20 protein-coding genes and 1 rRNA gene are annotated in these 24781 nt (G+C 71.1%); 16 read left to right on the top strand and 5 right to left on the bottom strand.

Annotated features, from left to right (window positions below; all coding sequences use genetic code 11):
* Nucleotides 1–44 precede the first annotated feature (44 nt).
* The 3 genes from CFK39_RS10350 to CFK39_RS10340 form a co-directional block, all read right to left on the bottom strand.
* Complete coding sequence (locus CFK39_RS10350; protein WP_476727190.1) at nt 45–1070, bottom strand: competence protein CoiA family protein; 1026 nt, start codon at nt 1068–1070, stop codon at nt 45–47.
* Nucleotides 1071–1543: 473 nt separating this feature from the next.
* Entirely contained in the window at nt 1544–2575 is a 1032-nt protein-coding gene (locus CFK39_RS10345) for a proline racemase family protein (protein WP_089065386.1), read from the bottom strand.
* Complete coding sequence (locus CFK39_RS10340) at nt 2565–3674, bottom strand: alcohol dehydrogenase family protein (RefSeq protein WP_157697135.1); 1110 nt, start codon at nt 3672–3674, stop codon at nt 2565–2567. The genes CFK39_RS10345 and CFK39_RS10340 overlap by 11 nt, the downstream gene beginning before the upstream one ends.
* 281 nt (nt 3675–3955) lie before the next feature.
* On the opposite strand from CFK39_RS10340, the gene CFK39_RS10335 reads away from it, so the two are divergent.
* The 4 genes from CFK39_RS10335 to CFK39_RS10320 all read left to right on the top strand — a co-directional run bounded on the left by CFK39_RS10335 (nt 3956) and on the right by CFK39_RS10320 (nt 9547).
* Nucleotides 3956–4846 (top strand): LacI family DNA-binding transcriptional regulator, encoded by an 891-nt coding sequence (locus tag CFK39_RS10335; RefSeq protein WP_157697134.1) that lies wholly within the window; start codon nt 3956–3958, stop codon nt 4844–4846.
* Between the two features lie 360 nt (nt 4847–5206).
* A complete protein-coding gene (locus CFK39_RS10330; protein ID WP_089065384.1) occupies nt 5207–6631 on the top strand; it encodes a glycoside hydrolase family 5 protein in 1425 nt (474 codons plus the stop codon).
* Between the two features lie 59 nt (nt 6632–6690).
* On the top strand, nt 6691–8091 hold the full coding sequence (locus tag CFK39_RS10325; protein ID WP_089065383.1) for an MFS transporter: 1401 nt from the start codon (nt 6691–6693) through the stop codon (nt 8089–8091).
* A 208-nt stretch (nt 8092–8299) separates the two neighbouring features.
* Nucleotides 8300–9547 (top strand): MFS transporter, encoded by a 1248-nt coding sequence (locus CFK39_RS10320; protein ID WP_089065382.1) that lies wholly within the window; start codon nt 8300–8302, stop codon nt 9545–9547.
* Nucleotides 9548–9572: 25 nt separating this feature from the next.
* Here the strand turns inward: CFK39_RS10320 and CFK39_RS10315 are convergent, their stop codons facing one another.
* Nucleotides 9573–10544 (bottom strand): hypothetical protein, encoded by a 972-nt coding sequence (locus tag CFK39_RS10315; RefSeq protein ID WP_089065381.1) that lies wholly within the window; start codon nt 10542–10544, stop codon nt 9573–9575.
* 316 nt (nt 10545–10860) lie between these two features.
* On the opposite strand from CFK39_RS10315, the gene CFK39_RS10310 reads away from it, so the two are divergent.
* The 12 genes from CFK39_RS10310 (at nt 10861) to CFK39_RS10255 (ending at nt 24473) form a co-directional block, all read left to right on the top strand.
* Entirely contained in the window at nt 10861–11529 is a 669-nt protein-coding gene (locus CFK39_RS10310) for a TetR/AcrR family transcriptional regulator (protein ID WP_089065380.1), read from the top strand.
* A 45-nt stretch (nt 11530–11574) separates the two neighbouring features.
* Nucleotides 11575–12717: an acyl-CoA dehydrogenase family protein gene (locus CFK39_RS10305; protein WP_089065379.1), complete on the top strand. Its 1143-nt coding sequence runs from the start codon at nt 11575–11577 to the stop codon at nt 12715–12717.
* A 65-nt stretch (nt 12718–12782) separates the two neighbouring features.
* Nucleotides 12783–13559, top strand: coding sequence for an SDR family NAD(P)-dependent oxidoreductase (locus CFK39_RS10300; RefSeq protein WP_089065378.1), 777 nt, complete (start codon nt 12783–12785; stop codon nt 13557–13559).
* 46 nt (nt 13560–13605) lie between these two features.
* Nucleotides 13606–14400 (top strand): enoyl-CoA hydratase/isomerase family protein, encoded by a 795-nt coding sequence (locus CFK39_RS10295; RefSeq protein WP_089065377.1) that lies wholly within the window; start codon nt 13606–13608, stop codon nt 14398–14400.
* A gap of 169 nt (nt 14401–14569) precedes the next feature.
* On the top strand, nt 14570–15328 hold the full coding sequence (locus tag CFK39_RS10290) for an alpha/beta hydrolase (RefSeq protein WP_089065376.1): 759 nt from the start codon (nt 14570–14572) through the stop codon (nt 15326–15328).
* Nucleotides 15329–15463: 135 nt separating this feature from the next.
* A complete protein-coding gene (locus CFK39_RS10285) occupies nt 15464–16720 on the top strand; it encodes an alanine racemase (protein ID WP_089065375.1) in 1257 nt (418 codons plus the stop codon).
* A gap of 22 nt (nt 16721–16742) precedes the next feature.
* Nucleotides 16743–18515 (top strand): N-acyl-D-amino-acid deacylase family protein, encoded by a 1773-nt coding sequence (locus CFK39_RS10280; RefSeq protein ID WP_089065374.1) that lies wholly within the window; start codon nt 16743–16745, stop codon nt 18513–18515.
* Nucleotides 18512–18892, top strand: coding sequence for a RidA family protein (locus tag CFK39_RS10275; protein WP_089065373.1), 381 nt, complete (start codon nt 18512–18514; stop codon nt 18890–18892). Before CFK39_RS10280 ends, CFK39_RS10275 begins: the two co-directional genes overlap by 4 nt.
* 132 nt (nt 18893–19024) lie before the next feature.
* The gene (locus CFK39_RS10270; protein ID WP_089065372.1) at nt 19025–20164 is read left to right on the top strand and encodes a type III polyketide synthase; all 1140 of its coding nucleotides are present in this window, start codon (nt 19025–19027) and stop codon (nt 20162–20164) included.
* On the top strand, nt 20161–20874 hold the full coding sequence (locus CFK39_RS10265) for a class I SAM-dependent methyltransferase (RefSeq protein WP_089065371.1): 714 nt from the start codon (nt 20161–20163) through the stop codon (nt 20872–20874). The genes CFK39_RS10270 and CFK39_RS10265 overlap by 4 nt, the downstream gene beginning before the upstream one ends.
* Entirely contained in the window at nt 20871–22070 is a 1200-nt protein-coding gene (locus tag CFK39_RS10260; protein ID WP_089065370.1) for an FAD-dependent oxidoreductase, read from the top strand. The genes CFK39_RS10265 and CFK39_RS10260 overlap by 4 nt, the downstream gene beginning before the upstream one ends.
* An 84-nt stretch (nt 22071–22154) precedes the next feature.
* Nucleotides 22155–24473 (top strand): AAA family ATPase, encoded by a 2319-nt coding sequence (locus CFK39_RS10255; RefSeq protein WP_089065369.1) that lies wholly within the window; start codon nt 22155–22157, stop codon nt 24471–24473.
* 172 nt (nt 24474–24645) lie between these two features.
* On the opposite strand, the gene rrf is transcribed toward CFK39_RS10255, so the two are convergent.
* Nucleotides 24646–24762 (bottom strand): 5S ribosomal RNA (gene rrf / locus CFK39_RS10250).
* Nucleotides 24763–24781: the final 19 nt, after the last annotated feature.

Here is a 24781-nt window from a genome sequence, read left to right as displayed (position 1 = left end):
GACCTCCCCTTCGATCCGTAATCGCCCTCAGCTCGAGCGGGCAGTCAGGAGACGAGCCATTGCCAGGCGCGGCGCCACCAGCTCGGCCTATCATCATGGGGTGGTGGGACAGGATCTCCCGAGACGGCCCGGCGGCTCGCGGGCGGGTCTCCCCACTCGGCCCCCTGCTCGGCATCGTGGGCTCGAGCGTTTCCCGCGATCGGATCAGTCGCCTCCTCGCCCGGTCCCGTAGGCACCGGTGCCGAGCTGTCGGGCGACGGAGATGGCGCGGCGGGCGCAGACAGATCATCATCCCGCACGGCACTCTCGGACTGCGAAGAGATCGCCGACGGGCCACCGTTCATCCACCCGCTGGAGACCGACAGCTCCTCGGCCTCGCTCTCCACGCAAGAGTCGAGATACCGCTGATGCGCCGCCTGTCGTAGGGTGGCGATCTCGTCCTCGGCACGTTCGAGATCGCGATCCCATACTTGCGTCCCCGGCGTGACAAGTCGGCCGGTCTTGAGATCCACCCGGCATTGCTCGAGGTCGTGCTCGTACATCCGTGCCCACCTCGAGTAGCCCTTGAGCGGCGGGCCCCAGTAGGTCCTGGTCGTGATCGGCTCCTGCGTCTCCTGTGACCATTCTTCTTCGGGTAGGCGCCGGAACGATCTCCTCGTGGGCACCATGGGTGTCGCGATGCGGCGGCGTTCGACGTCGAACCAGAAGAACCGTGCTGCTTGGCCGACCAATGTGACCTGAGCGGGCGACAGATCAGCAGTCAGCTCGCCATACTTGGTCGAGAACTTGGCGTGCTGCACATTCCTGCACGTGGCTGGGGATCTCCCGGAGAAGACCCACCACACGGTGATGCCTTGCTGCTCGTACCGTCTTGTCTTCTCGCGGACGCGCTCGAAATCGCCGACCGAGTGCTGGAACTCGATGGCGATCTGGGCGCCGGACGAGAGCGCGATCCACGCGTCCGGTCGCTGCTCTCTCGGCTTTCCGCCTTCGGCGAGCATCGCGATGTTCGCCGTGTCCAGATCGAAATGGACCACATCATCAGGATAGGCCGACCGTGCCCAGGCCAACAGAGCGGCCTTGGAGTGCAGATGATCAGCCGTCTCAGGACGCTCCGCGTGCCCCTGGAAGCTCTTCCCCTCGTCATGGACGAAGGTGGCATGCTGGTTCGCTCCGCCGCGGACGTGGTTGTACGGTCCACAGCCCTCGAACACGCACTCCACGTATCCAGCCTTCACGAGTTCTCGTGCCGTCATCGACGAAGGGATATCGGGGAGACAGCGATCGGCACCGTGCTCCGGCAGATATGTCGGCCCTGTCCACCACGGAAGTCTGATGATCCCGTATCTCGTGGCCCTCCTGCCAGGGATCGTCCTGCCCCACGCTGTCGCTGCTCCTTCATGGCGCCTCGTCCCCATGGTTTCCCTCTCTCGTTCTCGGCCGACATCTTCATCGCGGAACGGCAACGACTCTAGTGTTGGGGTCGGACGGACGAGCGCGGCGAGTTGCAGTCCCGTGTGCCCTCGGCCCATCTCAGTGGCCGTCAGCCGCTCAGCACCCCTTCGAGGTCGGAGGCGTCCACCAGTGGGTCGTCCAGGTCCACGGTGAGCTTCGAGCGGGCCATCAGCCGGGCGGTGCCGGTGATGGTCGAGTCCCAGGCCGGGTAGTCGCCCACAGTGCTCGGCCCGAGCACGGTGCCGACGAAGCGGTTGCCGCGCGGCGAGATCGTCTCCAGGGTGTCGCCGGGCCCCAGCTCGCCGTCACCGGCCAGCAGCGCCAGCCGGGCAGAGGTGCCGGTGCCCGTCGGGCTGCGGCAGATCACGCCCGGATGCACATAGGTCGCCGAGCGGGATTCGATGCTGCCGTCCTCCCGGGGGCGCAGGCCTCCCATGAAGTGGACGAACGGCAGCGGGCCCACGTCCCCCAGCGAGGGATGCTCCTGCCGCAGCCCGGGCCGGGCCGTGCGCACGAAGGCGTCCCCGAAGGCGGCCAGCGCGATCTGCTCGTCGGCCGTGAGCTCGAAGCCGTGCTCCGCCGCGCGGATCATCGCGTAGTACGCACCGCTCCACACCAGGTCGAACAGCACCGGTCCGTGCTCGGGCACCTCGACCCGCAGGCCGCGCTCGGCGACGTAGGCCGGCTCGCCCTGGGTGGTGACCTGCTCGACCCGCCCGTCGGCCGTGGTCGCGGTGATGCGGGCCAGCCCCGCCGGGGACTCCAGCACGATCCGCTGCTCACCGCCGCTCATCTCGATGATCCCGCTCTCCAGCAGGGCGGTGGCGACGCAGAGCGTGTTGGAGCCGGAGTACAGGGGGTAGCCCATCGCCTCCATGATGATGTAGCCGGCCTGGGCCTGGGGATGGCTGGGCGGGACGATCAGGTCCACCGACATCGCCGGGTCGCCGTAGGGCTCCGAGAGCAGCAGGCGTCGCAGCCCGTCCCCCTCGCGCTGCAGCCAGCGGGCCTGCTCGAGCACGCTCGCGCCGGGCAGTTCCCGGATGCCGGCGGTGACCACGCGGCTCACGTCCCCGCCGGACTGGGCATCGATCAGGGTGATGCTGCGTTCACGGCGCATGGGGAGCTCCGATGCTCTCCCAGTGGCGGTCCGGGACCACCACCAGCTTGCCGATAAAAGCCTTCCCCATGAAGGTGCGCTGCGCCTCGTGCAGCTCCGAGAGGCGGAAGGTGCGCTCCAGCAGGGGCCGGATCTGCCCGGTCTCGATATAGCCGACCAGGCGGCGGAACGCGGTGCGGGTGCCCTGGGAGGAGCCGTGCAGCTCGAGGTGCTTGAGGTAGATGGTGCGCAGGTCCAGCTGGACCACCGGACCGCCGATCGCGCCGGCGGTCGTGTACCGGCCCTCCGGCCGCAGGATCCGCAGCAGATCGTTGAACATCTCTCCGCCCACGAGGTCCGCGACCACGTCGATCGGCCCGTCGGCGGTGCGGGCGACCTCGGCGACCAGATCGCCGCCGCCGCGCAGCACGACGTCCTCGGCGCCGATGTCCCGCAGCGCCTGCTCCTTGCCGGCGCTGGTGACCGCGTACGGGATCGCGCCGCGCACCCGCGCGAGCTGGATCAGCGCCGATCCCACCCCGCCCGAAGCACCGGTGATCAGGATGTTCTCCCCCTCGGCGAGGCGGGCGCGGTCCAGCATCTGCTCGGCGGTGAGATAGGCGCAGCAGAAGGTCGCCAGGCCCGCGTCGGGGATCTCGGCGGCGATCTGATGGGCGTTGGCGGCCGGCACCGTGACGAAGTCGGCGAAGCCGCCGTCGCGGCCGTGGCCGATGTAGTCGATGTCCGCCAGGGAGTCATCGCCCTCGGGGCGGTGGTAGAGGCTGAAGTCGACCATCACTCGCTGACCGATCCGGTCCCGGCTCACCCCGCCTCCGACCTCGGCGATGCGGCCGACGATGTCCGCTCCCTGGATGCGGGGGAACTCCAGGGTGGAGCGGCCGCGCCGCCAGCTGGAGACCTCCGAGGGGTCGGTCTCGGACCCGTAGGCGCCCTCGCGCACCCAGATGTCGGTGTTGTTCATCCCGCAGGCGTGGACGTCGATCAGCACCTCCCCCGGTGCCGGGGCGGGAGTGCGCGCCTCCCGGGTGTGGACGAGCTGGTTTAGGCCGCCGTGGCCCATCAGCCGCATGGCCTGCATGGTGTCGGGTACCGCCGCCATCGAAGCCCCTCCTGTTCGGGGCGCGCGAGCACGCGCTCGCGCTGCTGAGGCCAGCATCTCACCGCCGGGTCCCCCGGTCCAGGGACGCTGCCGACGCCTCCCGCTGACACGTCACGCCGGTCCGCTCCCCAGGAGCGTCCCGTCGAGAATTGACACCCGCTGGCCGACCCGGTTCCATTACCACTCAGCGAACCGGTTCAGGAGAGGGTGGCCTGCGCCGACCCGTGACGGCGCCTGGAAGCGCAGACCCACTGATGACCTCACCTTCGAGGAGACCCCGCATGAGCGCCACCCGCAAGGCCCTCGACGGCGACGCCGCCCGCCTTGAGGATGCCGCCGCCGAGAGCACCCGGCCGCAGAACGCCACCGCCGCCGAGATGCCGCAGACCACTCCGCGCTGCGACGCCCGGTCGCCGCAGTCCCCGCGCGCCGGCGCCATCGGCCTGGTGGTGGCCCGAGATCCCGAGATCCTCGCCGGCGACGCCTTCTTCGCGGCGTTCATCGCCGGCTGCGAGCGGGTGCTCGCCGCGCACGGCATGGGGCTGCTCCTGCATGTCGCCTCCAGCGAGGAGACGGAGCGCGCCGCCTACGAGCAACTGGCAGCGGGCCGGGCCGATGGCGTGATCCTGCTGGACGTGCGGGTGGGCGATCCCCGCTTCGCCCTGATCGCCGAGCTCGACCTGCCCGCCGTGGTGCTCAGCGCTCGCGCCCCAGGCCTCGAGGAGACCTCAGGGCTGCCCACGATCTACTCCGATGACTCCCCCGCCGTCGAAGAGCTCGTCGAGCTCTTCGCCGAGGCGGGTCACACCCGGATCGCGCACGTCGCCGGGCCTCCGCGATTCATCCACGCCCGGGTGCGCCGCGAGGCCTTCAGCGCGGCGATGCGTGCGCGGGGTCTGGACGATTCGCTCGTGATCGAGGGCGACTTCACCGCGGAATCCGGCCGTGATGCCACCGCGCAGCTGCTGGACCTGCCCCACCCGCCCACCGGCATCCTGTACGCGAACGACCTGATGGCGATCGCGGGCCTCTCCCTCGCTAGCAGCCACGGGATCCGTGTCCCGCAGGAGCTCTCACTCACCGGCTACGACGACAACGCGCTCTCCGCCCACCTCTCCCCCGGCCTCACCACCGTCGCCACCGCCGACCAGCAGCGGGGGAGCTGGCACTGACCACCTTGCTCTCCGTCATCGCCGGACAGCGCCCGGAGAACGTCCTCGCCGACCACACCGCCGTCGTCCTGCGCGGCAGCGTCGCCCCTCCGCCGCTGCCCTGAGCGGCGCCGCCCCGGAGGACGGGCTCGGAGAGACGCCGCGCAGGGGCGGGGCCGACGGCCTCGAGGAGCCCGGGCACCGGCCTCCGGGTTGCCCGTCTCCTCGCTCGCCACGAAAGGCCTGGTGAGCACTCTCCAGAGCGGGCCCGCACCCATTCCCCGAATCCCCGCGTGCCCCCTCCTGGGAGCGGCTACCGTGGGGTCACTGCGCAGCGCTGCACAGTATGGACGGAGCTCATCGAGCCGAGGGGACAGGACCATGTCGCTTTCCACAGAGGGGTCGACGCTCGTCGACGAGCACGGCCGCCAACGCCTCCTGCACGGCATCAACCTGGTCGCCAAGGGCAGTCCCGGCGTGACCGATCCCTCCGCGTTCCGGGGCAGCTGGACCAGCGAGGACCTCGCCCAGCTGCAGGACATCGGACTGGACAGCGTGCGCCTGGGAGTGAACTGGTCGGCGACCGAGCCCCGGCCCGGCGACTACTCCCCAGAGCACCTGGACTGGCTCGCCCAGCAGCTGGACCTGCTGCACGCCGCCGGGTTCGCGGTGATCCTCGACGGGCACCAGGACCTGTTCTCGCAGTCCTTCGGCAACGGCGCACCGGCCTGGGCGACCCTGACGACACAGCGCTTCGAGGCCACCGAGCTGTGGTCGGACGCCTACCTCTCCTCCCCCGCCGTGCACGAGTCCTTTGACGCGTTCTGGGCCGACGCCCCCGCCGCGGACGGCGTCGGGATCCGCACCCGCTTCGCCGCGATGTGGGGAATGCTCGCCGAGCGGTTAGGCAGCCATCCGGCGGTGATCGGGTACGACGTGCTGAACGAACCGACCCCGGGATCCGCCGCACCGCAGCTGTTCGGGGCGATCATCCACGTCTTCGCCGAGCTCACCGGCCAGGACCCGGAGCAGGTGATGGCCGATTTCACCGACCCCGCCGCCAAGCTCACCCAGCTCGCCCATCTGGAGGACACCTCCCTGCACCGCGCCCTCGGGGACCAGCTCGCGCCGATGCTGGCCGAGTTCGAGCAGGGCCCCGTTCATGCGCTGTACGCCGAGGTGGTGCGGGCGATCCGGGAGGCGGATCCGCGCGGACTGATCCTGCGCGAGCACGACTACTTCGGCAACATCGGCATCCCCGCCACGATCCCCCCGCTGCAGGACGGGGCCTGGGTGTACTCCCCGCACGGCTACGACCTGGTGGTGGACACCGCGGCGATGCCGCAGGCCAGCGACACCCGGGTCACCACGATCTTCGAGCGCGCCGCGGAGACCGGCGAGGGCCTGGACGTACCGGTGATCGTCGGCGAATGGGGAGCGTTCAGGGCGCACGAGGGCATCACGGCTCACGCCGACGCGCAGCTGGAGATGTTCGATGCCCGTGCCTGGAGCTGGTTCTACTGGTGCTGGGAGCCCGGGTTCGCGGCCACCGAGGCAGCGACGCGGCTGCGTCGGCCACGGCCCCGCGCCGTGGCCGGCCGCGGTCTGCGCGCGGGCAGCTCCGCGGGCGGGGGCTGGCGCGCCGCCTGGACCGGCATGGACTGCGACGCGCCGAGCGAGTTCTGGATCCCACCGGAGCGGGAGGTCGAGCACCTCGTCGACGGCCGTCGCCAGGAGCTGCGACGGGAGCACACCACGGTGCTGCTGGCCCCCGGGGCCGGCGAGCACCGGCTGCGGGTGAGCTGAGGTGACCGCCTCGACCGCCCGCCCGATCGCGAGTGCGGGACGAGCCGGGGGTTCCTGAGATGGCGATGCCGCTGAAGCGGCGGCTGCTGCTGGCCACGCCCCTGCCCGCGGCGTGGATGTCCTCGGTGATCATCCACAACGTCTACGTGAAGTTCTACACCGATGTGGTGGGGATGGATCCGCGGTACGTGGGCTGGGTGTACCTGATCTTCAACGTCTGGAACGTGCTGAACGATCCGGTGTTCGGCGTACTGCTGGACAAGATGCGATACCGCCCCGGCAAGGGCAAGTTCCTGCTGGTGATGCGGGTGACGATCCCCTTCCTCCTGCTGGGCCTGGTGCTGATGGCGTGGACGCCGTCGTCCTGGTCGCAGGCGGCGATCTTCACCGTGTTCCTGGTCGAGCTGTTCCTGTTCGATGTCGCCTCGACGCTGTACCTGATCTCTGCGACCAGCTACGTCTACCTCGCCGCCCCCACCCGCGAGGACCGGATCGACGTCGAGGTCGCCCGGGCCTGGATCGGGAACGTCATCTCCGCGGTCGCGACCGTGGTCGCCACCCAGATGCTGGTGGGTGATGCCATCACCGAACGGATCACGCTGAACGTGATGCTGATGGGCGTGGTGCTGGTCAACGGCGCCGTCTACGCGTTCGCGGCCTGGGCCCTGCGCGACCCGCCGGAGCTCTACGAGCAGGGTGATGGCGGCGCCGCGCCGGTGACCGCCTCCCGCCTGCTGGGGGACCTGCGCTCCGTGGTGCGGATGCGGGCGTTCTGGGCGCTGTTCTTCCACGGCATGCTGTTCATGGCACCGATGGGGATCTACTTCACCGCGTTCCTGTACTTCATGGATCATGTCGTGCGCTCCACCGGCACCCAGGCCACCCTCGCGGACACCGGCTCGATGCTCGCCGTGCTGGTGCTGCTGCCACTGATCGCGCGCGGCATCAAGCGCCTGGGCTCGCGCACCGCGTTGTGGGTCGCCGCGCTGCCCTATCTCGGCGGTTTCACGCTCCTGCTGCTCTGGGCCGACACCTGGTGGAACGTGCTGCTGTGCTATCTGCTGATCATGAGCGGCAGGTACACGGTCTCCACCGCCACCACCGCACTGGATGCTGCGCTGATCGACGACAACGAGCGCCTCACCGGGGTGCGCAAGGCGGGCTCGATCGCCTCGGTCCGGGCGCTGCTGACCGCGCCGATCGCCGGGGTGCAGATGGTGCTGTACATGGCGATCCTCACCGCCGGCGGCTACGACATCACCGCCGAGGTGCAGACCCCGCAGACCCAGGAGGCGATCCGGCTCGCCACCGCCGGGGTGCCGATCCTCTTCGCCCTGGTGGGTCTGGTCCCGCTGCTCCTCCTGCCTTACAACCGAGCGCACGAGCAGGAGCTCAGCGAGTGGTCGCGGGCACGCCGCCCCGAGGAGGGCACAGCAGTGGGGCCGGACGGGACTGAGTGAGCGGCCTCTCCGTTCACCGCCGGCACCGCTGCGCGATGGTCCTCGCCGACGCTCCCCGCCGGTGCGCAGACTCATGAGCCGGCTGCAAGGGCACGGAAAAGGTCACGACGCCTGGCCGCAGAAGGGGCGTCGGGCCTAGGATCGGGAGGAACTCACCGCTTCCAGCGTCGGCAGCGTGTCCATCCCGAACCGCGCTGGAGGCTCCCCGATGTCGCATACGCCGACGCCGTCCGCACCGCTGTCCCCCGGCCGTCTGCGACTGGTCATCGTCGCGATGTCGCTGGGCGCCTTCGCGATCGGGACCACCGAGTTCGCGAGCATGGGCCTGTTGCCCCAGATCGCCCGTGACCTCGAGGTGTCCATCCCGCAGGCCGGAATGCTCATCACCCTGTACGCGCTCGGCGTGGTGATCGGTGCGCCGCTGGTGACCATCGCGGCGGTGCGGATCCCGCGTGCGCGGCTGCTGGTGCTGCTGATCGGCCTGATCGGGCTCGGGAACCTGCTCTCCGCGATCGCGCCGGACTTCGCCACGCTGGCCAGCGCCCGCTTCATCGCCGGGCTCCCCCATGGCGCCTACTTCGGGGTCGCGTCGCTGGTCGCCGCTCGTCTCTCCCCGCCCGGGCGCCGTGCCCGCTCGGTGTCGCTGGTGATGCTGGGCCTGACGATCGCCACCATGATCGGGGTCCCGGCCTCCACCGCGCTCGGTCAGAGCGTGGGGTGGCGCTCGGCCTACGTGATCGTGGTGGTGATCGCCGCGGCGACCACGCTGGCGATCTGGCGCCTGGTGCCCGAGCCCGAGGGCACCGGCGCCACCGGGTCGATCCGTGGGGAGCTCGGCGCCCTGCGGCGCGGGCAGGTGTGGTTCGCGCTCGGGATCGGTGCCATCGGCTTCGGCGGCATGTTCGCCGTGTACAGCTACATCGGCGAGATCGTGCCCGGTGTGATGGGCCTCGGCGAGCGGGCCGTGCCGCTGGCGCTGTTCGTGTTCGGCCTCGGCATGACGCTTGGCAACCTGATCGCCGGGCGCCTCGCGGATCGCAGCGTCTACGGCACCATCTTCCTGGGCCTGATCGGCATGGCTCTCAGTCTTGCCGTCTTCGGTCTGGTCGCCCATCAGGCGATCGCCGGGATGGTGCTGCTGCTGGCGATCGCGATCACCTCCCAGCTGATGGGCCCCTCGCTGCAGCTGTTCCTGCTGGATGCCTCCCCCGACGCCCCGTCGCTGGCCGCCGCCCTGCACCACTCGGCGCTGAACATCGGCAACTCGCTCGGCGCCGCGCTCGGAGCCGCCGTGCTCGCTGCCGGCTGGGGACTGCTCGCCCCGGCCTGGACCGGAGTGGTGCTCGCCGTGCTCGGGCTGGGGATCGCCGGCTGGTCGTTCACCGTCCACCGCAGGCAGCTCCGCCGGGACGTGGTCGGGACGGGCGTCGAGCCCGAGGTGTCGGTGCCCTGCTGACTCCTGCCGCGCGCCGGGACGGGGATCACCAGCGCAGGGAGGCATGGCCGGGCCCGGCCTCGTGGGCCGTGCGCACGAGGGCGACCGCGCCGCGCAGGAGCAGGGGACCCCGCAGCACCCGCCCCCGACCCCGCAGGTCATCGTCGAAGAGATCGAGAGCATCGAACTCCGCCCGCTCTCCGTGCTCGACGCGGAGCAGCCCGCAGTCCACCAGGTGATCGACGGTGCGCGAGATCCGGGCCAGCTGCGCGACGGCGCTGCCGGCGACATGGCCGCTGCGCCGGTCCCGCGGCACCTCCCGGATGTGCGGATGCTGGACCAGCTCCGCCAGGAAGCGGGTGGACTCATCGCAGTGGATCAGCACACCGTCCACTGGATGATCGGGCAGGACCAGCCCGTCCGGACCACACGCCACCAGCAGGGCCTCCAGGACATCCTCGTCGGCGCTCCCCTGCCACAGGATGTTCCCGCGGGTCCTGCCGGTGGCGTCGAGGGCAGCGGCGAGCAGTCCTCGGACATCGTCGAGATCCGCCTCGGTGCGGACCTCGTTCGCCGTCCTCACCAGGGTCCTGCCCGCCGGTCGCACCCAGCCCTCCTCCCGCACGAGCCAGCCGTGCTCGGTGAGCACCGCCCAGGCGAGGTCGAAGCGCGTGCTGGTGCCGTAGGGAGACCTGAAGAATCCCTCGGACGCCTCGGTGCACTGCTGCTCGAGCGCCCGGCGATCCACCGCGAACATCGCTCCCTGCTTCGTCAGGCGACACCCCGCGCCGATGAAGTCCAGCAGGCAGTGGGCCCAGCGCAGGAACGCGATCTGCGAGAGCTCCTCCGCCATCAGCGCCCGGCCGGCCGGGCCGGGAGGCTCGTCGGTCGGCGCCGGGGCGTCGCCGAGGAACCAGGGCCTGCACCGTGCGGGCTCCTCGAAGGGATGGTGGGTGAGGCCGGGCCGGTCCTCGCCGACGGGGAAGAGATTCGAGCTGGCCGCGTCGTGGATAGTCATGTCGAGAGCGTGCCGGAGCGGCCGGGCCGGACGCCACGCACCCCGCGTCCGCGGTGGACGGACGACCGGTGGGGAGGAACGGTCGTCCATGCCGCCCGGCCATGGAGCCGCGCCAGCGACCGCACAGCGGACCGGACTGCGGGCCCGGCGGACGGGCCGGGACCACCTGCACAGTGCCGACGACGCACCACCGACGTGAACCTTGACGTGAACGGTGACCCGCGCCACACTGTGCTGTGAATTGTCATTCAGTTCCGCTGAACAGGCTTCTCATGACTGCTGGCTCAGCGGTGCTCACGCACCGGGAGGAGGGCGCATGCTCCGCGACGATGCAGCGATCGCCCCGCAGGAGGCCGCCCGTGCGGCGCGCTCCGATGCGCGGCGCCGACAGATCCTGAGCGCGGCCGTGCCGCTGATGGAGCGCAGCGGCTCCCCGGCGGTGTCCATGCAGGCGATCGCCGACGAGGCCGAGGTCTCCGTCGGCCTGATCTACCGGTACTTCGCGAGCAAGCAGGAGCTCGTGCAGGCCGTGACCGAGGGCGTGCTCGACGATATGGCCCGACTGCTGGCCGAGGCGCTGGAGCCGGAGGAGGATCCCGTTCGCCAGATCGCCGGCGCCTTCACCGCCTACTGCACCGTGATCAGGGACAACCGCCAGGCCGTGATGCTCACCTATCGCGAGTCCAACACGCTGGACGAGGCGGGACGCAGCGTGGTCAAGGACCTCGAGATCCGCACCGTCGAACCCTTGCGCAGCGCCGTCGACGCCGCTGTGGAGCAGGGTCTGCTGCGCCCGATCCATGCCGAGCTGTTCGCCTACGACCTGCTGACGGTGGCCCATTCCTGGGCACTGAAGCACTGGTACTTCGCGCCGCGGATGAGCTTTCAGGAGTTCCTGCACTCCCAGACCGCGCTGTTGCTGTCCACCGCGATCCTCCCCGAGCACCGCAGCCGCTACCCCGATCTGCTCGGCGATCTCGCGTAGATCCGACACCCACCGCTGCCACCACCCACTGATGCAGGAGGCCACATGGATTTCGTCATCGACGACGCGATGCAGGGTTTCATCGACGCGGCCGTCGAGGTCGCCGCCCAGATCGCGCCCGGGACCCGGCAGCGGGAGCAGGACCGGGTGATCGACCCGGAGCTGCGCCGGCAGATGGGCGGGCTGGGTCTCATCGCCCCGGAGCTCCCGGCGGCGCTCGGCGGCCGTGACGAACGGGCGCTGACCTCCGGCATGATCGCCGAGCAGATCGCCCGCGGCGATCTCACCGTCGCCTATGTGCAGGTGATCGGCTCACTGGTGGGCCAGATCCTCGCCCGCAGCGCACGCCCCGAGGTGGCCTCGCGCTGGATCCCGCGGATCACCAGCGGCGCGGACCTGGTGGCGATCGGGCTCTCGGAGCCCGGTGCCGGCTCCGACGCCGGCAGCCCCTCGATGACGGCCCGTCCCCAGCACGACGGCTGGGTGCTCGAGGGCACCAAATCCATGTCGTTCGCGATGCACGCGAGCGCCGCCGTCGTCTTCGCCCGCACCGAGCAGGGGCGCCGCGGCAAGGGCATCAGCGCCTTCCTGGTCGAGCTGGACCGCGACGGGATCGAGCGTCGTGCGGCACCGGATATGGGCACCCGGGCCGTCGGCCGCGGGATGGTGGACTTCACCGATACCTGGATCCCCGAGGAGAACCTGCTGGGCGACCTCGGCACCGGGTTCACCCAGGTGATGCAGGGGTTCGACTTCTCCCGCGCGCTGATCGGCCTGCAGGTGATCGGCGCCGCCCAGGTCACCCTCGACGAGACCTGGCAGTACACCGGTACCCGCACCGCCTTCGACCAGCCGCTGAGCTCCTTCCAGGGTGTCGCCTTCCCGCTGGCCGAGGCGGAGACGCTGCTGTCGGCCGCCCGGCTGCTCTGCCAGAAGACCCTCTGGCTGAAGGACTCCGGGCTGGCGCACACCAGGGAGGCCGCGATGTGCAAGTGGTGGGCGCCGAAGACGGCGTACGACGTCATCCACCAGTGCCTGCTCAGCCACGGCCAGTACGGCTATCTCACCGACCGGCCGATCGAGCAGCGCCTGCGCGACGTGCTGGGGCTGCAGATCGGCGACGGCACCGCCCAGATCATGAAGCTCGTCATCGCCCGCCACACCGTGGACCGCGAGCTTGCCCCGTGACCGCATCACCCGATCCCGGAAACGACGCGACGACCGCACCGAGAACCGACCCGAGGAGCACCGCCATGGCCGAGACCCCGATCCCCGCTACCAACGACCACGACCTCACCGGCCGCATCTGCCTGGTCACCGGCGCCGCCAGCGGCATCGGCCGGGGCATCGCCACCAAGCTCACCGCCGAGGGCGCCACCGTGGTGGTCGCCGACCTCGACGAGGAGGCGGCACGCAGCACCGCCGCAGAGCTCGGCGGCCACAGCCTCGCCGTACACGTGGACATCGCGGACCGGGAGAGCGTCGATGCGATGACCGCACAGGTCACAGACCACTTCGGCCGGATCGATGTGCTGGTCAACAACGCCGGCTGGGACAAGGTGGGCCCGTTCCTGGAGCAGGATCCAGCGATCTGGGACCGCATCATCGGGATCAACCTCTACGGCACCCTGCACTGCTGCCAGTCGGTGGTGCGGGTGATGACGGAGCAGGGCCACGGCACCGTCGTGAACATCGCCTCGGACGCGGCCCGGGTGGGATCCAGCGGGGAGGCGGTGTACTCCGCGTGCAAGGGCGGGATCGTCGCCTTCACCAAGACGCTCGCCCGCGAGAGCGCCCGGGCCGGCATCACCGCCAACGCCGTCTGTCCCGGTCCGGCCGACACCCCCCTGTTCGCCACCATCTCCGAGGAGAACCCCAAGCTGCGTGCCTCGCTCGAGCGCGCGATCCCGCTGCGCCGCCTCGCCCAGCCGGAGGATCTGGCCCATGCGGTCGCCTTCCTCGCCTCCCCCGCCTCGCACTACATCACCGGACAGACCCTGTCCGTCTCCGGCGGGCTCACCATGGCCTGAGCACAGTCCCTCCCCGAGCTCGTCCCCGAACAGAGAGCAGCAGACCATGACGGACCAGCAGCCCCCGCAACTCACCACGCTCCGCACCGAGGTGACCGACCGGATCGGCACGATCACGCTGCATCGCCCGGAGCAGCGCAACGCCCTGAACGCGGCCCTGCTGGCGGAGCTCTCCGCCGTGCTGGATGCCTGGGAGGCCGACGATTCCGTGCAGGGGATCGTGATCACCGGCAGCGGTGAGAAGGCCTTCGCAGCCGGGGCCGACATCGCCGAGGTCGCGGCCTGGGGCCTGACCGAGGGGCTCGCCTCCACCATGCAGCGCCTGCACGACCGGCTCCAGGATTTCCCCAAGCCCACCCTGGCCGCGCTGAACGGCATCGCCATGGGTGGCGGGCTCGAGCTGGCGATGAGCTGCGACATCCGCATCGCCGCTGCCGAGGCGACGATGGGCCTGCCCGAGGTAGGGCTCGGAGTGCTGCCCAGCGCCGGCGGCACTCAGCGGCTCTCCCGCCTGGTGGGCACCGGCCGGGCGCTCGAGATGATCCTGACCGGCAGAGCACTGAGTGCTGAGCAGGCCGAGAGGTACGGCCTGGTCACCTCGGTGGTGTCTGCTGCGGAGCTGCTGCCCACCGCCTCGGAGATCATGACGACCATCCTCGCCAAGGGCCCGCTCGCAATACGGCTCGCCAAGATGGTCATCGCCCCGGGCCACGACACCGACCAGCGCACCGGGCTGCTGCTGGAGCAGCTGGCGCAGACGCTGCTGTTCACGACCGAGGACAAGGCGGAGGGCACTGCGGCGTTCCTCGAGAAGCGGGCACCGGACTTCGGCGGGCGGTGAGCTGCGGGGCTGGGCTCAGGACACGGCGCTTTGTGGGAACCGCCTGGCATTGCGTGCCCGTGCCTTCTCCCGCACCACCTCCCAGTCCTGCGGTGGGACGGCGGTGACGAGATCCGCCACCAGGTCGATGAGTCCGATGAACGCCGCCTGCGCCGACTAAGGTCTCGGCATGATCTCCGCCCGCTCCGTCTCCCACTGGGGCATGCGCCTGCTGCTCGTGATGCTGGCGCTCGTGCTCGTGGCCGTGATCGGGGTGGTCGCCTGGGCGAAGATCGGGGTGATGGCGGCGGAGCAGGCACCGCTGGACGCCGTGCAAGCCCGTCCCGGGGTCACGGTGGAGGAGGACGCGACTGCGATCGTGGTGAGCCCCGAGAACCCGGAGGCCTCAGGGACGGGGCTCGTGTTCTATCCGGGCGCGAAGGTCGAGCCGGCCGCCTACGTCGCCCGACTGGCTGACCTCACCGCCGAGCACGAGATCACCGCGGTGATCGTGAAGCCGCACCTGAATCTGGCGCTGTTGGACCGGCGCGACCTGGACACCTTCACCTCCCTCGCCGGCGAGGTGCAGGTGTGGATGGTGGGCGGGCACTCCCTGGGCGGGGTGCGAGCCTGCCAGCTCGCCGAGGACGCCGACGCTCTGGTGCTGTTCGCCTCCTACTGCGCGAACGATCTCTCCTCCACACAGCTCCCGGTGCTCAGCCTCGCGGGCAGCGAGGACGGCCTGTCCACCCCGGAGAAGATCGACGAGGCCCGTGACCTGCTCCCGGAGGACGCCCGGCTGGTCGAGATCCAGGGTGCCGCGCACGCGAGCTTCGGCGACTACGGGGAGCAGAACGGCGGCGGCACCGCCCGCATCGGCGACCGGGAGATGACCGCCCAGGTCACTGAACTCATCGCTGAGTTCGCAGAGCCGCTCCCCGACCGGTAGTCGTCTCCGGCCGGCGCCGGGACGGGTCGCCCCAGAGGCGGCCTCCCCGTCTCCCGATGTGCACGCGGCTTGAACTTCTCCACCAGGCCACAGAGACTGACAGCCGTCTCTTCCCCGAGCCGAGCGAGGCCATCGATGCCCGAGCACGTCCCGCCCGCCGTCGAGCGCACGGTCGGGCGCACCGTCCAGCTGCACGACAAGTCCTTCCCGGCCGAGCTGGTCGGTGCTCCGATCACCGCGCTGGAGGCACTGCTCAGCACCTTCTCCACCCCGCTGCTGGTGCTCGACGAGTCGGCGATCGCGCACAATCTGCGAGTCATGGAACGCTGGACGCGGGACCGGGGTCTCGAGCTGATGCCGCATGGGAAGACCACCATGGCGCCGGCGCTGTGGGCCCGGCAGCTGGCGGCGGGCTGCACCGGGATCACGGTCGCCACCGGGTGGCAGGCGGATATCGCGCTGCGCGCGGGCGTGGCGACGGTGCAGCTGGCCAACACCTGCACCGATCCCGCGCTGCTGCGCCGGCTCGCCGCGCACCTGGCCGCACATCCCGAGCAGGTGCTGGTGTGCTGGGTGGACAGCCTCGCCACGGTCGAGCTGCTCGAGCGGGAGCTGCCGGCCGGTTCGTCCCTCGGGGTGCTGGTGGAGCTCGGGGCCGATGGGGCCCGCACCGGGGCGCGCGATGAGGCGACGGCCCGCGAGATCGGCGAGCGCGTCGCCGCCTCGACGGTGCTGCACCTGGTGGGCGCGGCCGGGTATGAGGGGGCGCTGGCCCATGACCGCTCCCCCGCGTCCCTGACCGCGGTCTCCGCTTATTGCGAGCGCCTCGCCGCCCTCGCGGAGACGCTGCGCCCGCTGATCGCGGGGACCCCCTGGGTGAGCGCGGGCGGCAGCGCCTACTTCGACCTGGTGGCCGCGGCCTTCGCACCGCTGGTGGGCATTCGCAGGATCCTCCGCTCGGGTGCGTACATCGTCCACGACTCCGGCTTCTACCGCGGAATCTCTCCACTGGACACCGCCCGCGGCGTCGCCGAGGAGGAGGCGCTGCTGCCGGGGATGCGCGCCCACGCCCGGGTGGTCTCGCTGCCCGAGCCCGGTCTCGCCCTGCTGGACGCCGGCAAGCGGGATGTGCCCTACGACGAGGGCCTGCCCATCCCGCTCGGCGTCGCCACCGTTCTCGGCGGGCCCGAGCGCCCACTGGACGGGGAGATCACGGCCCTGAACGATCAGCACGCCTTCCTCCACTTCACCGGTGCGACAGAGCTCGTGATCGGGGACGTGGTCACGCTCGGGCTGTCCCATCCATGCACCGCCTTCGACAAGTGGCGGCTGATCCCGGTGGTCGACCCCGCGACCGGCACGGTGCGCGAGGCCGTGGAGACGTTCTTCTGAGCGCGCGAGCGAGGTCCCACCGATGAGCGCACAGCCGGGCAGCGCACAGCCGACGAGCACAGTGCTGATCCGCGGCGGCCGGGTCGTCGCATCCAGCGGCGTCGAGCCCGCTGACGTGCTCATCGAGGATGAGCGGATCACCGGCGTCGGCCGGATCGATCCCTCCCGCGCCCGGGGCGCCCGGGTGCTGGAGGCCGAGGGCCGCCTGGTCATGCCCGGATTCATCGACGCCCACTCCCACGCCGAGGGTGCAGTGTTCGCGCCCGAGGTGCAGCTGGCGCTCCTGCGCCAGGGCGTGACCAGCGTGATCGGTGGGCAGGACGGGGTCTCCTACGCCCCCGGCGACGGCGCCTGGGCGAGCGAGTACTTCGCGGCGATCAACGGCCCCCATCCCCGCTTCCGCGGCGGCTCGGTGGCGGATCTGCTGGCCACCTATGACGGTGCAGTGCCGGTGAACATCGCCTACCTGGTGCCGGCCGGCACCGTGCGCCACCAGGTGATGGGCGGCGCCGACGGGGCGGCCGGCCCCGCCGAGCAGGAAGAGATGACGGCGCTGGTCGCACAGGCGGTGGCCGACGGGGCGGTGGGGCTCTCGACCGGGCTGGACTACACCCCGGGCCTGTTCGCGGGCCCCGACGAGATCGCGGCCCTGTGCCAACCGCTCGCCGCCACCTCTTTGCCGTACGTGACGCATATGCGCGGCGGCTACGAGGACAACTCACAGGTGGGGATCGAGGAGGCGGCCCGGATCGGTCTCGCCGCCGGGGTGCCGATCCACATCTCCCACTTCCATACCCCCGCTGCGGAGGCCGAGCGGCTGATGACCCGGCTCGCGGAGATGGAGGTGGACGCGAGCTTCGACGCCTACCCGTACACGCGGGGCTGCTCGCTGCTGGGCATGACGCTGCTGCCGCCGGCGTTCAGTGCGATGGCTCCGGCGGCGGCCGTCGCCCTGCTGCAGGATCCCGACCAGCGTGAACGGCTGCGCCGCGATTGGTTCCCCGGGGTGGATGAGCACCCGAGCCTCGGCCCCGAGTGGCCGGAGCTGATCACCCTCGCCCACCTCGCCGCCGCGGATCTGGCCTGGGCGCATGGCCTCACCCTCGCCGAGGTCGCCGTGCGCCGCGGGACCGATCCGATCGAGGCCGCGCTGGATCTGCTGGCCGCCTGCGCGCTCGAGGTGAACGTGGTGATGGCGGTGCGCGACCAGCGCCCGGTGGAGGACCTGGGCCGTCTGCTCGCCCACCCGCACCATCTCGGAGGGTCCGACGGGATCTTCATCGGCGCCCACCCGCATCCCCGGGCCCGCGGTACCTTCGCCTCCTATCTCGGCACCTATGTGCGCGAGCACGGCTTCCTCGACTGGGCCCGGGCAGCGCAGCACCTCTCCGCCGGCGCGGCCGAACGCTTCCACCTCGGCGAGCGGGGCCGGGTCGCCCCCGGCTGGATCGCCGATCTCCTGCTCGTGGATCCCGACGCCGTGCGGGACCGCGCCACCTATGCGGACCCGTTGGCGCTCGCGGTCGGCATCGACGACGTGCTCGTCGCCGGTCGGCCCGTGCTGGAAGGGGGCCGACTCACCGGCGAGCTGCCCGGCCGTGGTCTGCGCGCCGCCCCGACTCGCGGCGGTACCTGGACCCCCTCCGGCCAGGGCGCCGCCCCAGATCCCGCCGCCGCCCCGGATCCCGGCTCCGTCCCAGACCCCGACGGCGGCGCCAGCTCCGCCCCGTCGGCCCCGCAGGGTCCCGACCCTGCTGCCCTGCAGAACCGCTCACCACATCAGGGAGACCCATGACCCCCAAGGAAGCCCTCCGCACCGACCGCGCCCCGCAGCCCGCTGGCCCCTACAGCCAGGCGATCGTGAGCGGCGACCTGCTGTTCACCGCCGGTTTCGGGCCGCAGGATCCGGCCACCGGTGAGATCCCCGCGAGCGTGGCCGAACAGACCCGCCAGGTGCTGCGGAACCTCCAGGCGGTGCTCGCCGAGCACGGCGCCACCCTCGACGATGCGCTGAAGACCACCGTGCATCTCGCCGACCTCACCGATTTCCAGGAGTTCAACGAGGCCTACCGCGAGTTCTTCTCCGCACCGTTCCCGGCGCGCACCACCGTCGGCTCACAGCTGGCCGGCATCCTGGTGGAGATCGACCTGGTGGCCCGCGTGCGGGACTGAACCCGCCGCGGGACGCACCGCCTCACCGGACCCCGTGGACGGGCGGGCGGCCGACCGGTCGTCGCATTGCTGGGAGGTCCCCGCCCGCGTACGTTGTGAAACACGGCACCGTGCCGACGCGAAGGAGGACCCATGAGCGTCACCATGCGATCGCTCGAGACCGCTGTCCCCGCCACCGAGCTCCGCCAGTCCGAGGTGCGTGACGCGCTCGCCGCGCAGCCGGACCTCACCCGCCTCGGGAAGCGCCTGATCAGCACGTCCTTCAACGTCTCCGGCATCGAGCGCCGCTTCAGCGCTCTGTCCGAATGGCACGGGGTGGCCGACGGCGAGGAGCCCGTGTTCTTCGAGGCCGGGACCGGACGGTTCCTGCACCCGCCCACCGGTGCCCGCAACCAGGTCTACGAGCGGGAGGCCACCGCGCTGTACACCCGGGTCGCGGCCGCGGCGCTCGAGGCCGCCGAGGGGATCTCCGCCGCGGACGTCACCCACGTCATCACCGTCTCCTGCACGGGTTTCTTCGCCCCCGGTCCCGACTACCGGATCGTCCGCGCCCTCGGGCTGAACTCTTCCGTGCAGCGGTACCACCTGGGGTTCATGGGCTGCTATGCGGCGCTGCCGGCCCTTCGCCAGGCCCAGACGATCTGTCGTGCTGATCCGGACGCCGTGGTGCTGATGGCCACCGTCGAGCTCTGCACCCTGCACGTGCGCCCCTCGAACGATCCCGACACCATCGTCGGCTCCTCCCTGTTCGCCGATGGCGGCGCCGCCGCGATCATCACCGGGAAGGACCTGCCCGCGAGCACCCCGGTGCTGGAGCTGGACCATTTCGAGACGGTGCTGACTCCCGTGGGCGAGGAATCGATGGCTTGGCGCATCGGCGACCACGGCTTCGAGATGGTGCTGGGCACCTACGTCCCCCACATCATCGACGAGCACATCACCGGTGCTCTCGTTCCCCTGTTCGCGCATGAGCCCGAGCTCACGGAGCTGCCCCACCGCGACATCGAGCACTGGGCGATCCATCCCGGCGGACGCAGCATCCTGGACAAGGTCGAGGCCAAGCTCGACCTCACCGAGTCCCAGCTCGTCCCCGCCCGGGAGACCCTGCGCGACTTCGGCAACATGTCCAGTGCGACCGTGATGTTCGTGCTCCAGCGGATCCTGCGCTCGGCGACCGCGGGCCGACGGGAGCGCGTGTGCGCGATGGCCTTCGGGCCGGGGCTGACGGTGGAGACAGCGCTGCTGACCGCCGTCGGCACACCCGAGCCGTGACCCTGCCCTCCCTCCTGGTGCGGGACGAGCACGCGCGGGAGCGGATGGACGATCCACACTGCGATCCGCGCCGACTCGCCCGCACCTACGCGTCCTTCCGCCTGGTCAACGCGGCTGTTGCCGGCTGGCGCCTCGCCTATCGCCGTCACCTGAGGCCACACCTGCGCGCCGACGGGCCGACGACGTTGCTGGACGTCGGCTGCGGCGGTGGGGACGTGGCCCGGGCCCTGGCCCGCTGGGCGCGCCGGGACGGCTACGACCTGCGCGTGACCGGCATCGATCCCGATCCGCGGGCCCATGACTGGGCTCGGCGCCGGCCTCCCGTCGCCGGGGTGCAGTTCCGTCGGGCCCTGTCCAGCGAGCTGGTGACCGGCGGCGAGCAGTTCGACCTGGTGGTCTCCAACCATCTGCTCCATCACCTCAGCCAGGAACAGCTGGACGGCCTGCTCGAGGACTCCGCCCGCCTCGCCCACCGAGCCGTGGTGCACAGCGACATCCGGCGCGGCCGGCTCGCCTACGCCCTGTTCTCCGTGGCCACCTGGCCGCTGTTCCCCGGCACCTTCATCCGCGAGGACGGCCTCACCTCGATCCGCCGCAGCTATATCGCACCCGAGCTGCGCGCCCGGGTCCCGTCCGACTGGACGGTGAGCACGCCGGGACGCTTCCGACTGCTGCTCCTGCACGACGCACTCGCCCCGGCGCGGCGATGACGGTCCCCGTCGAGCAGGACGAGTGCGCCGTGCTGATCGTCGGGGCCGGGCCGACGGGTCTGCTGCTGGCCTGCCTGCTCGCCCGGCGCGGAGTGGAGGTGCGCGTGCTGGAGCGACGCACCGAGGCCCCGGTCAGCTCACGCGCGATCGGCCTGCACCCGCCGGCGCTGCGCGCCCTCGCCGAGATCGGCCTGGAGCGAGAGGCGGTCGCCCTCGGCGAGCGGATCCGCGTCGGCCGGGCGCGGTGCCGGGACCGGGAGCTGGGCTCGGTGGACTTCGCCCGGGCCGATCCGCGCCATCCCTACGTGCTCGCCCTGCCCCAGACCCTCACCGAGGATCTGCTGGCCCGGCGACTCGCGGCGCTCGCCCCCTCGGCGCTGCGCCGGGGCTGGCAGCTGACGGACCTGCAGGAATCCGCGCGCACGGTCGCGCTGACCGCGCGAGACAGCGGCGGAGGCAGCGACACCCTCCAACTGCGGGCGGGCCTGGTCGTCGGCGCCGACGGCTCCCGCTCCCGGGTGCGCGCACTGCTCGGGATCACCACCGCCGGGCGGGACTATCCCGATACCTACCTGATGGGCGACCTCTCCGATCCCGCCGGGGCGGGCGGCGGGCGCGCGGCGGTCGTGCATCTCGAGCCTGGCGGGGTCGTGGAGTCCTTCCCGCTGCCCGGCGACCAGCGGCGCTGGGTCGTGCACACGGGGAGGACCGGCGCCGATCCCTCGCCGGCCCGGCTGGTCGCCCTGGTCCGCGAACGCACCGGCACCGTCCTGGACCCGGCGACGATCACCATGCTCAGCGCCTTCACGGTGCGCCGGCGCACGGCGCGGCGCCTGCTGTCCCGGCACTGCGTGCTGCTGGGCGATGCCGCACACGAGGTCAGCCCGATCGGCGGGCAGGGCATCACGCTGGCCTGGCTGGATGCCCTCGACCTCGCCCCGCTGCTGGCGCGGGGCACCACCGGGGAGGGGACCGGTGCGCTGTCCGCGGATCCCGCCTGGCGCCGGGCGGAGCGACGGATCCGGCGCCGGGCCCGGCTCGCCGGGGCGGTCGCCGGGGCGAACACCGTGCTCGGCCGGCCAGCCGGGCCGAGAGCGTCGATGCTGCGCAGCCTGGCGGTGCGAGGGCTGCTGCGCTCGCCGTTGCGGCGCGTGCTGGCGTGGGTGTATTCGATGGGCTGGGTGCGGGCGGGGTGAGGACGCAGACCGGCGGTGCGCCTCGGATCCCGGAGACCGGGCTCGCAGGCTTCTCGCCCGGTGCCGATCCGGGACAATGGCGTCATGGCCCCCACCCTGACCCTCACCGACGAGTTCCAGGACGCCCTGGACCACCTGCACGCCGGGGACCACCTCTTCCTCACCGGCCGGGCGGGGACCGGCAAGTCCACGCTGATCCGCCACTTCTTGGAGACCACCGAGCGTTCCGCGATCACGGTCGCCCCCACCGGGATCGCAGCGCTGAACGTGGACGGGTACACGATCCACCGCCTGTTCTCCTTCCCGCTCGGGGTCAGCGAGGAGCTGGTGCGCGGGGGCGGCTACTACCCGGGTCGTTTCGCCACAGCGCTCGCAGAGCTTGACACCCTGATCGTCGACGAGGCCTCGATGGTGCGGGCGGATCTCTTCGATGCGCTGACCGCGGCGCTGGAGCGCTTCGGCCCGAAGCCCGGCACGCCCTTCGGCGGGGTGCAGCTGGTGCTGGTCGGGGACCTCTACCAGCTGCCGCCGGTGGTCACGGATGCGGAGGCCGGGTTCATCGAGGAGCGCTTCGGCACCCCGTTCTTCTTCTCCGCCCGTTCCTTCGACCGTGACACCTTCCCCGTGGTCGAGCTCAGCACGGTGTTCCGCCAGCAGGGGGATGACCGTCTGGTGGATCTGCTGAACGCCGTGCGGGAGGGCGCCCTGCTCGAGGATGCCCGCTATGAGCTGAACCGGCGCACGGACCCGGAATTCGACCCCCCGCTGGAGGAGTTCTGGCTGACGCTGGCGACCACGAACCGGATCGTCGGTGCCCGCAACCGGCAGCAGCTCGAGCGCCTGCCGGATCCTGCCCGGTCCTTCACCGCCACGATCCGCGGGCAGACCGACGGTTTCGAGCACCCCACCGACGACTCGCTGCGCCTGGCGGTCGGCGCCCAGGTCATGCTGCTGACCAACGACCCCGCGGACCGTTGGGTCAACGGCACCCTGGGGCGGATCACCGCTCTCACCGAGGACACCGCGAAGGCCGACGGCCCGCTGGTCACGATCCAGCTGCGCGATGGCCGCACGGTCGAGGTGCCGGAGCACACCTGGGACATCACCCGTCCCGCGGTGCAGGGCGGCTCCCTGGTGCATGAGGTGGTCGGCACCTTCACCCAGCTGCCGATGAAGCTGGCCTGGGCGATCACCATCCACAAGTCCCAGGGGCAGACCCTGGACCGGGTGGTCGTGGACCTCACCGGTGGCACCTTCGCCAACGGTCAGCTGTACGTGGCCCTGTCGCGCTGCACGAGCCTGGAGGGGCTGGTGCTGAAGCGGGATGTTCTGCCGCGGGATCTGAAATCCGATACGCGAGTGCGCCGCTTCCTCGCCGCTCACGCCGCGCCGGCCGGCGAGCTCGGCGAGGTGTACCTGGCCGCCCTCACCGTCGGCAATGACGGGGACCGCTACCGCGCCCGACCGGTCGAGATCGCGGTGGTCACCGATGAGGGGGATGAGGCGACCACCGTCATCAACCCCACCAGTGACCTGTTCACCGCACGCACCGACTTCGGGATCACCACCCGGGACGTGCAGCTGGCGCCGCTGCTGGCCGAGGCCTGGCGAGCACTGTCCCCGCTGCTGGCTGGGCGGGTCCCGATCGGCGTACGGATCGACCAGCAGCTGGCGTGGATCGACTTCGAGCTCAAGCGCAACGGGATCGTGGAGCAGATGCCGCTCGGGATCGAGCTGCCCACCACTACCCTCTCCCCCGCCGAGCGCACCGGCCTGCGCGCTGCGAGCGCGCTCGAGCGCGCCCGCACCGTGGCCACGGCCGTTCAGCACCTGCGATCACAGGAGATGATGCCCGACAGCGCCGGGACGGCGTTCCCCCAGCTGCTGCGCGGGCGTGGCTACCTGCTGGCACGGAGCACCGGGGACGCCGGTACCGACAGCCCGGACGGCTTCGTGGTCGGCGGGAACCTCACCGCTGAGGATGATGCTGCCCAGGCACTCGCTGCAGAGCTGGAGACGGCGTGGCAGCGGGTGCTGCACCCGGACAAGACCGTGGTGGACCGCCTGCGGGCGGTGGAGCATCATTTCGGGATCAGTGTGCTCCCCACAGACTTCGTGCTCGAGCAGCAGAGCACCCTCGATGAGGTGCTGGTGCCCGGGGCGCGGGTGTGCTTCACCGGTGAGGTGGTCTCGCCGACACACGGCGCCGTGGGCCGGGAGCGCATGGAGACCCTCGCCCAGGAGCACGGGCTCCGAGCCGTCGCCACGGTCACCAAGACGAAGACCGACGTGCTGGTCGTGGCTGAACGCGGCACCCAGTCGAACAAGACGAAGAACGCGGTCAAGTGGGGCAAGCCCGTGATCGCCGCGGAGGACTTCCTGGAATGGGTGGCGCAGGCCTGAACGCGACTCACCGGCGATAGCGCTCACCCGCAGCCGGCTGACCGCTGCGACACCGCCGCAGGCCGGCGACGCCGGCGGGCCGGCGTGACTGATTTCGGGCATGAAAAAAGGGAGTGGAGGAGGCGAACACCCAAAACAGGGGTTCCAGCACTCCTCCACTCCCAATGAAGATGTCCGGCGGCGACCTACTCTCCCACACCCTCCCGAGTGCAGTACCATCGGCGCAATCGAGCTTAGCTTCCGGGTTCGGAATGGAACCGGGCGTTTCCTCGACGCTATGACCGCCGTAACACAATGAGACAACCAGA

The organism is Brachybacterium avium, assembly GCF_002216795.1.
Classification (GTDB): domain Bacteria; phylum Actinomycetota; class Actinomycetes; order Actinomycetales; family Dermabacteraceae; genus Brachybacterium; species Brachybacterium avium.
The sequence above is the reverse complement of the archived record's forward strand: the minus strand, read 5'-3'. Positions and strand labels throughout refer to the sequence as shown.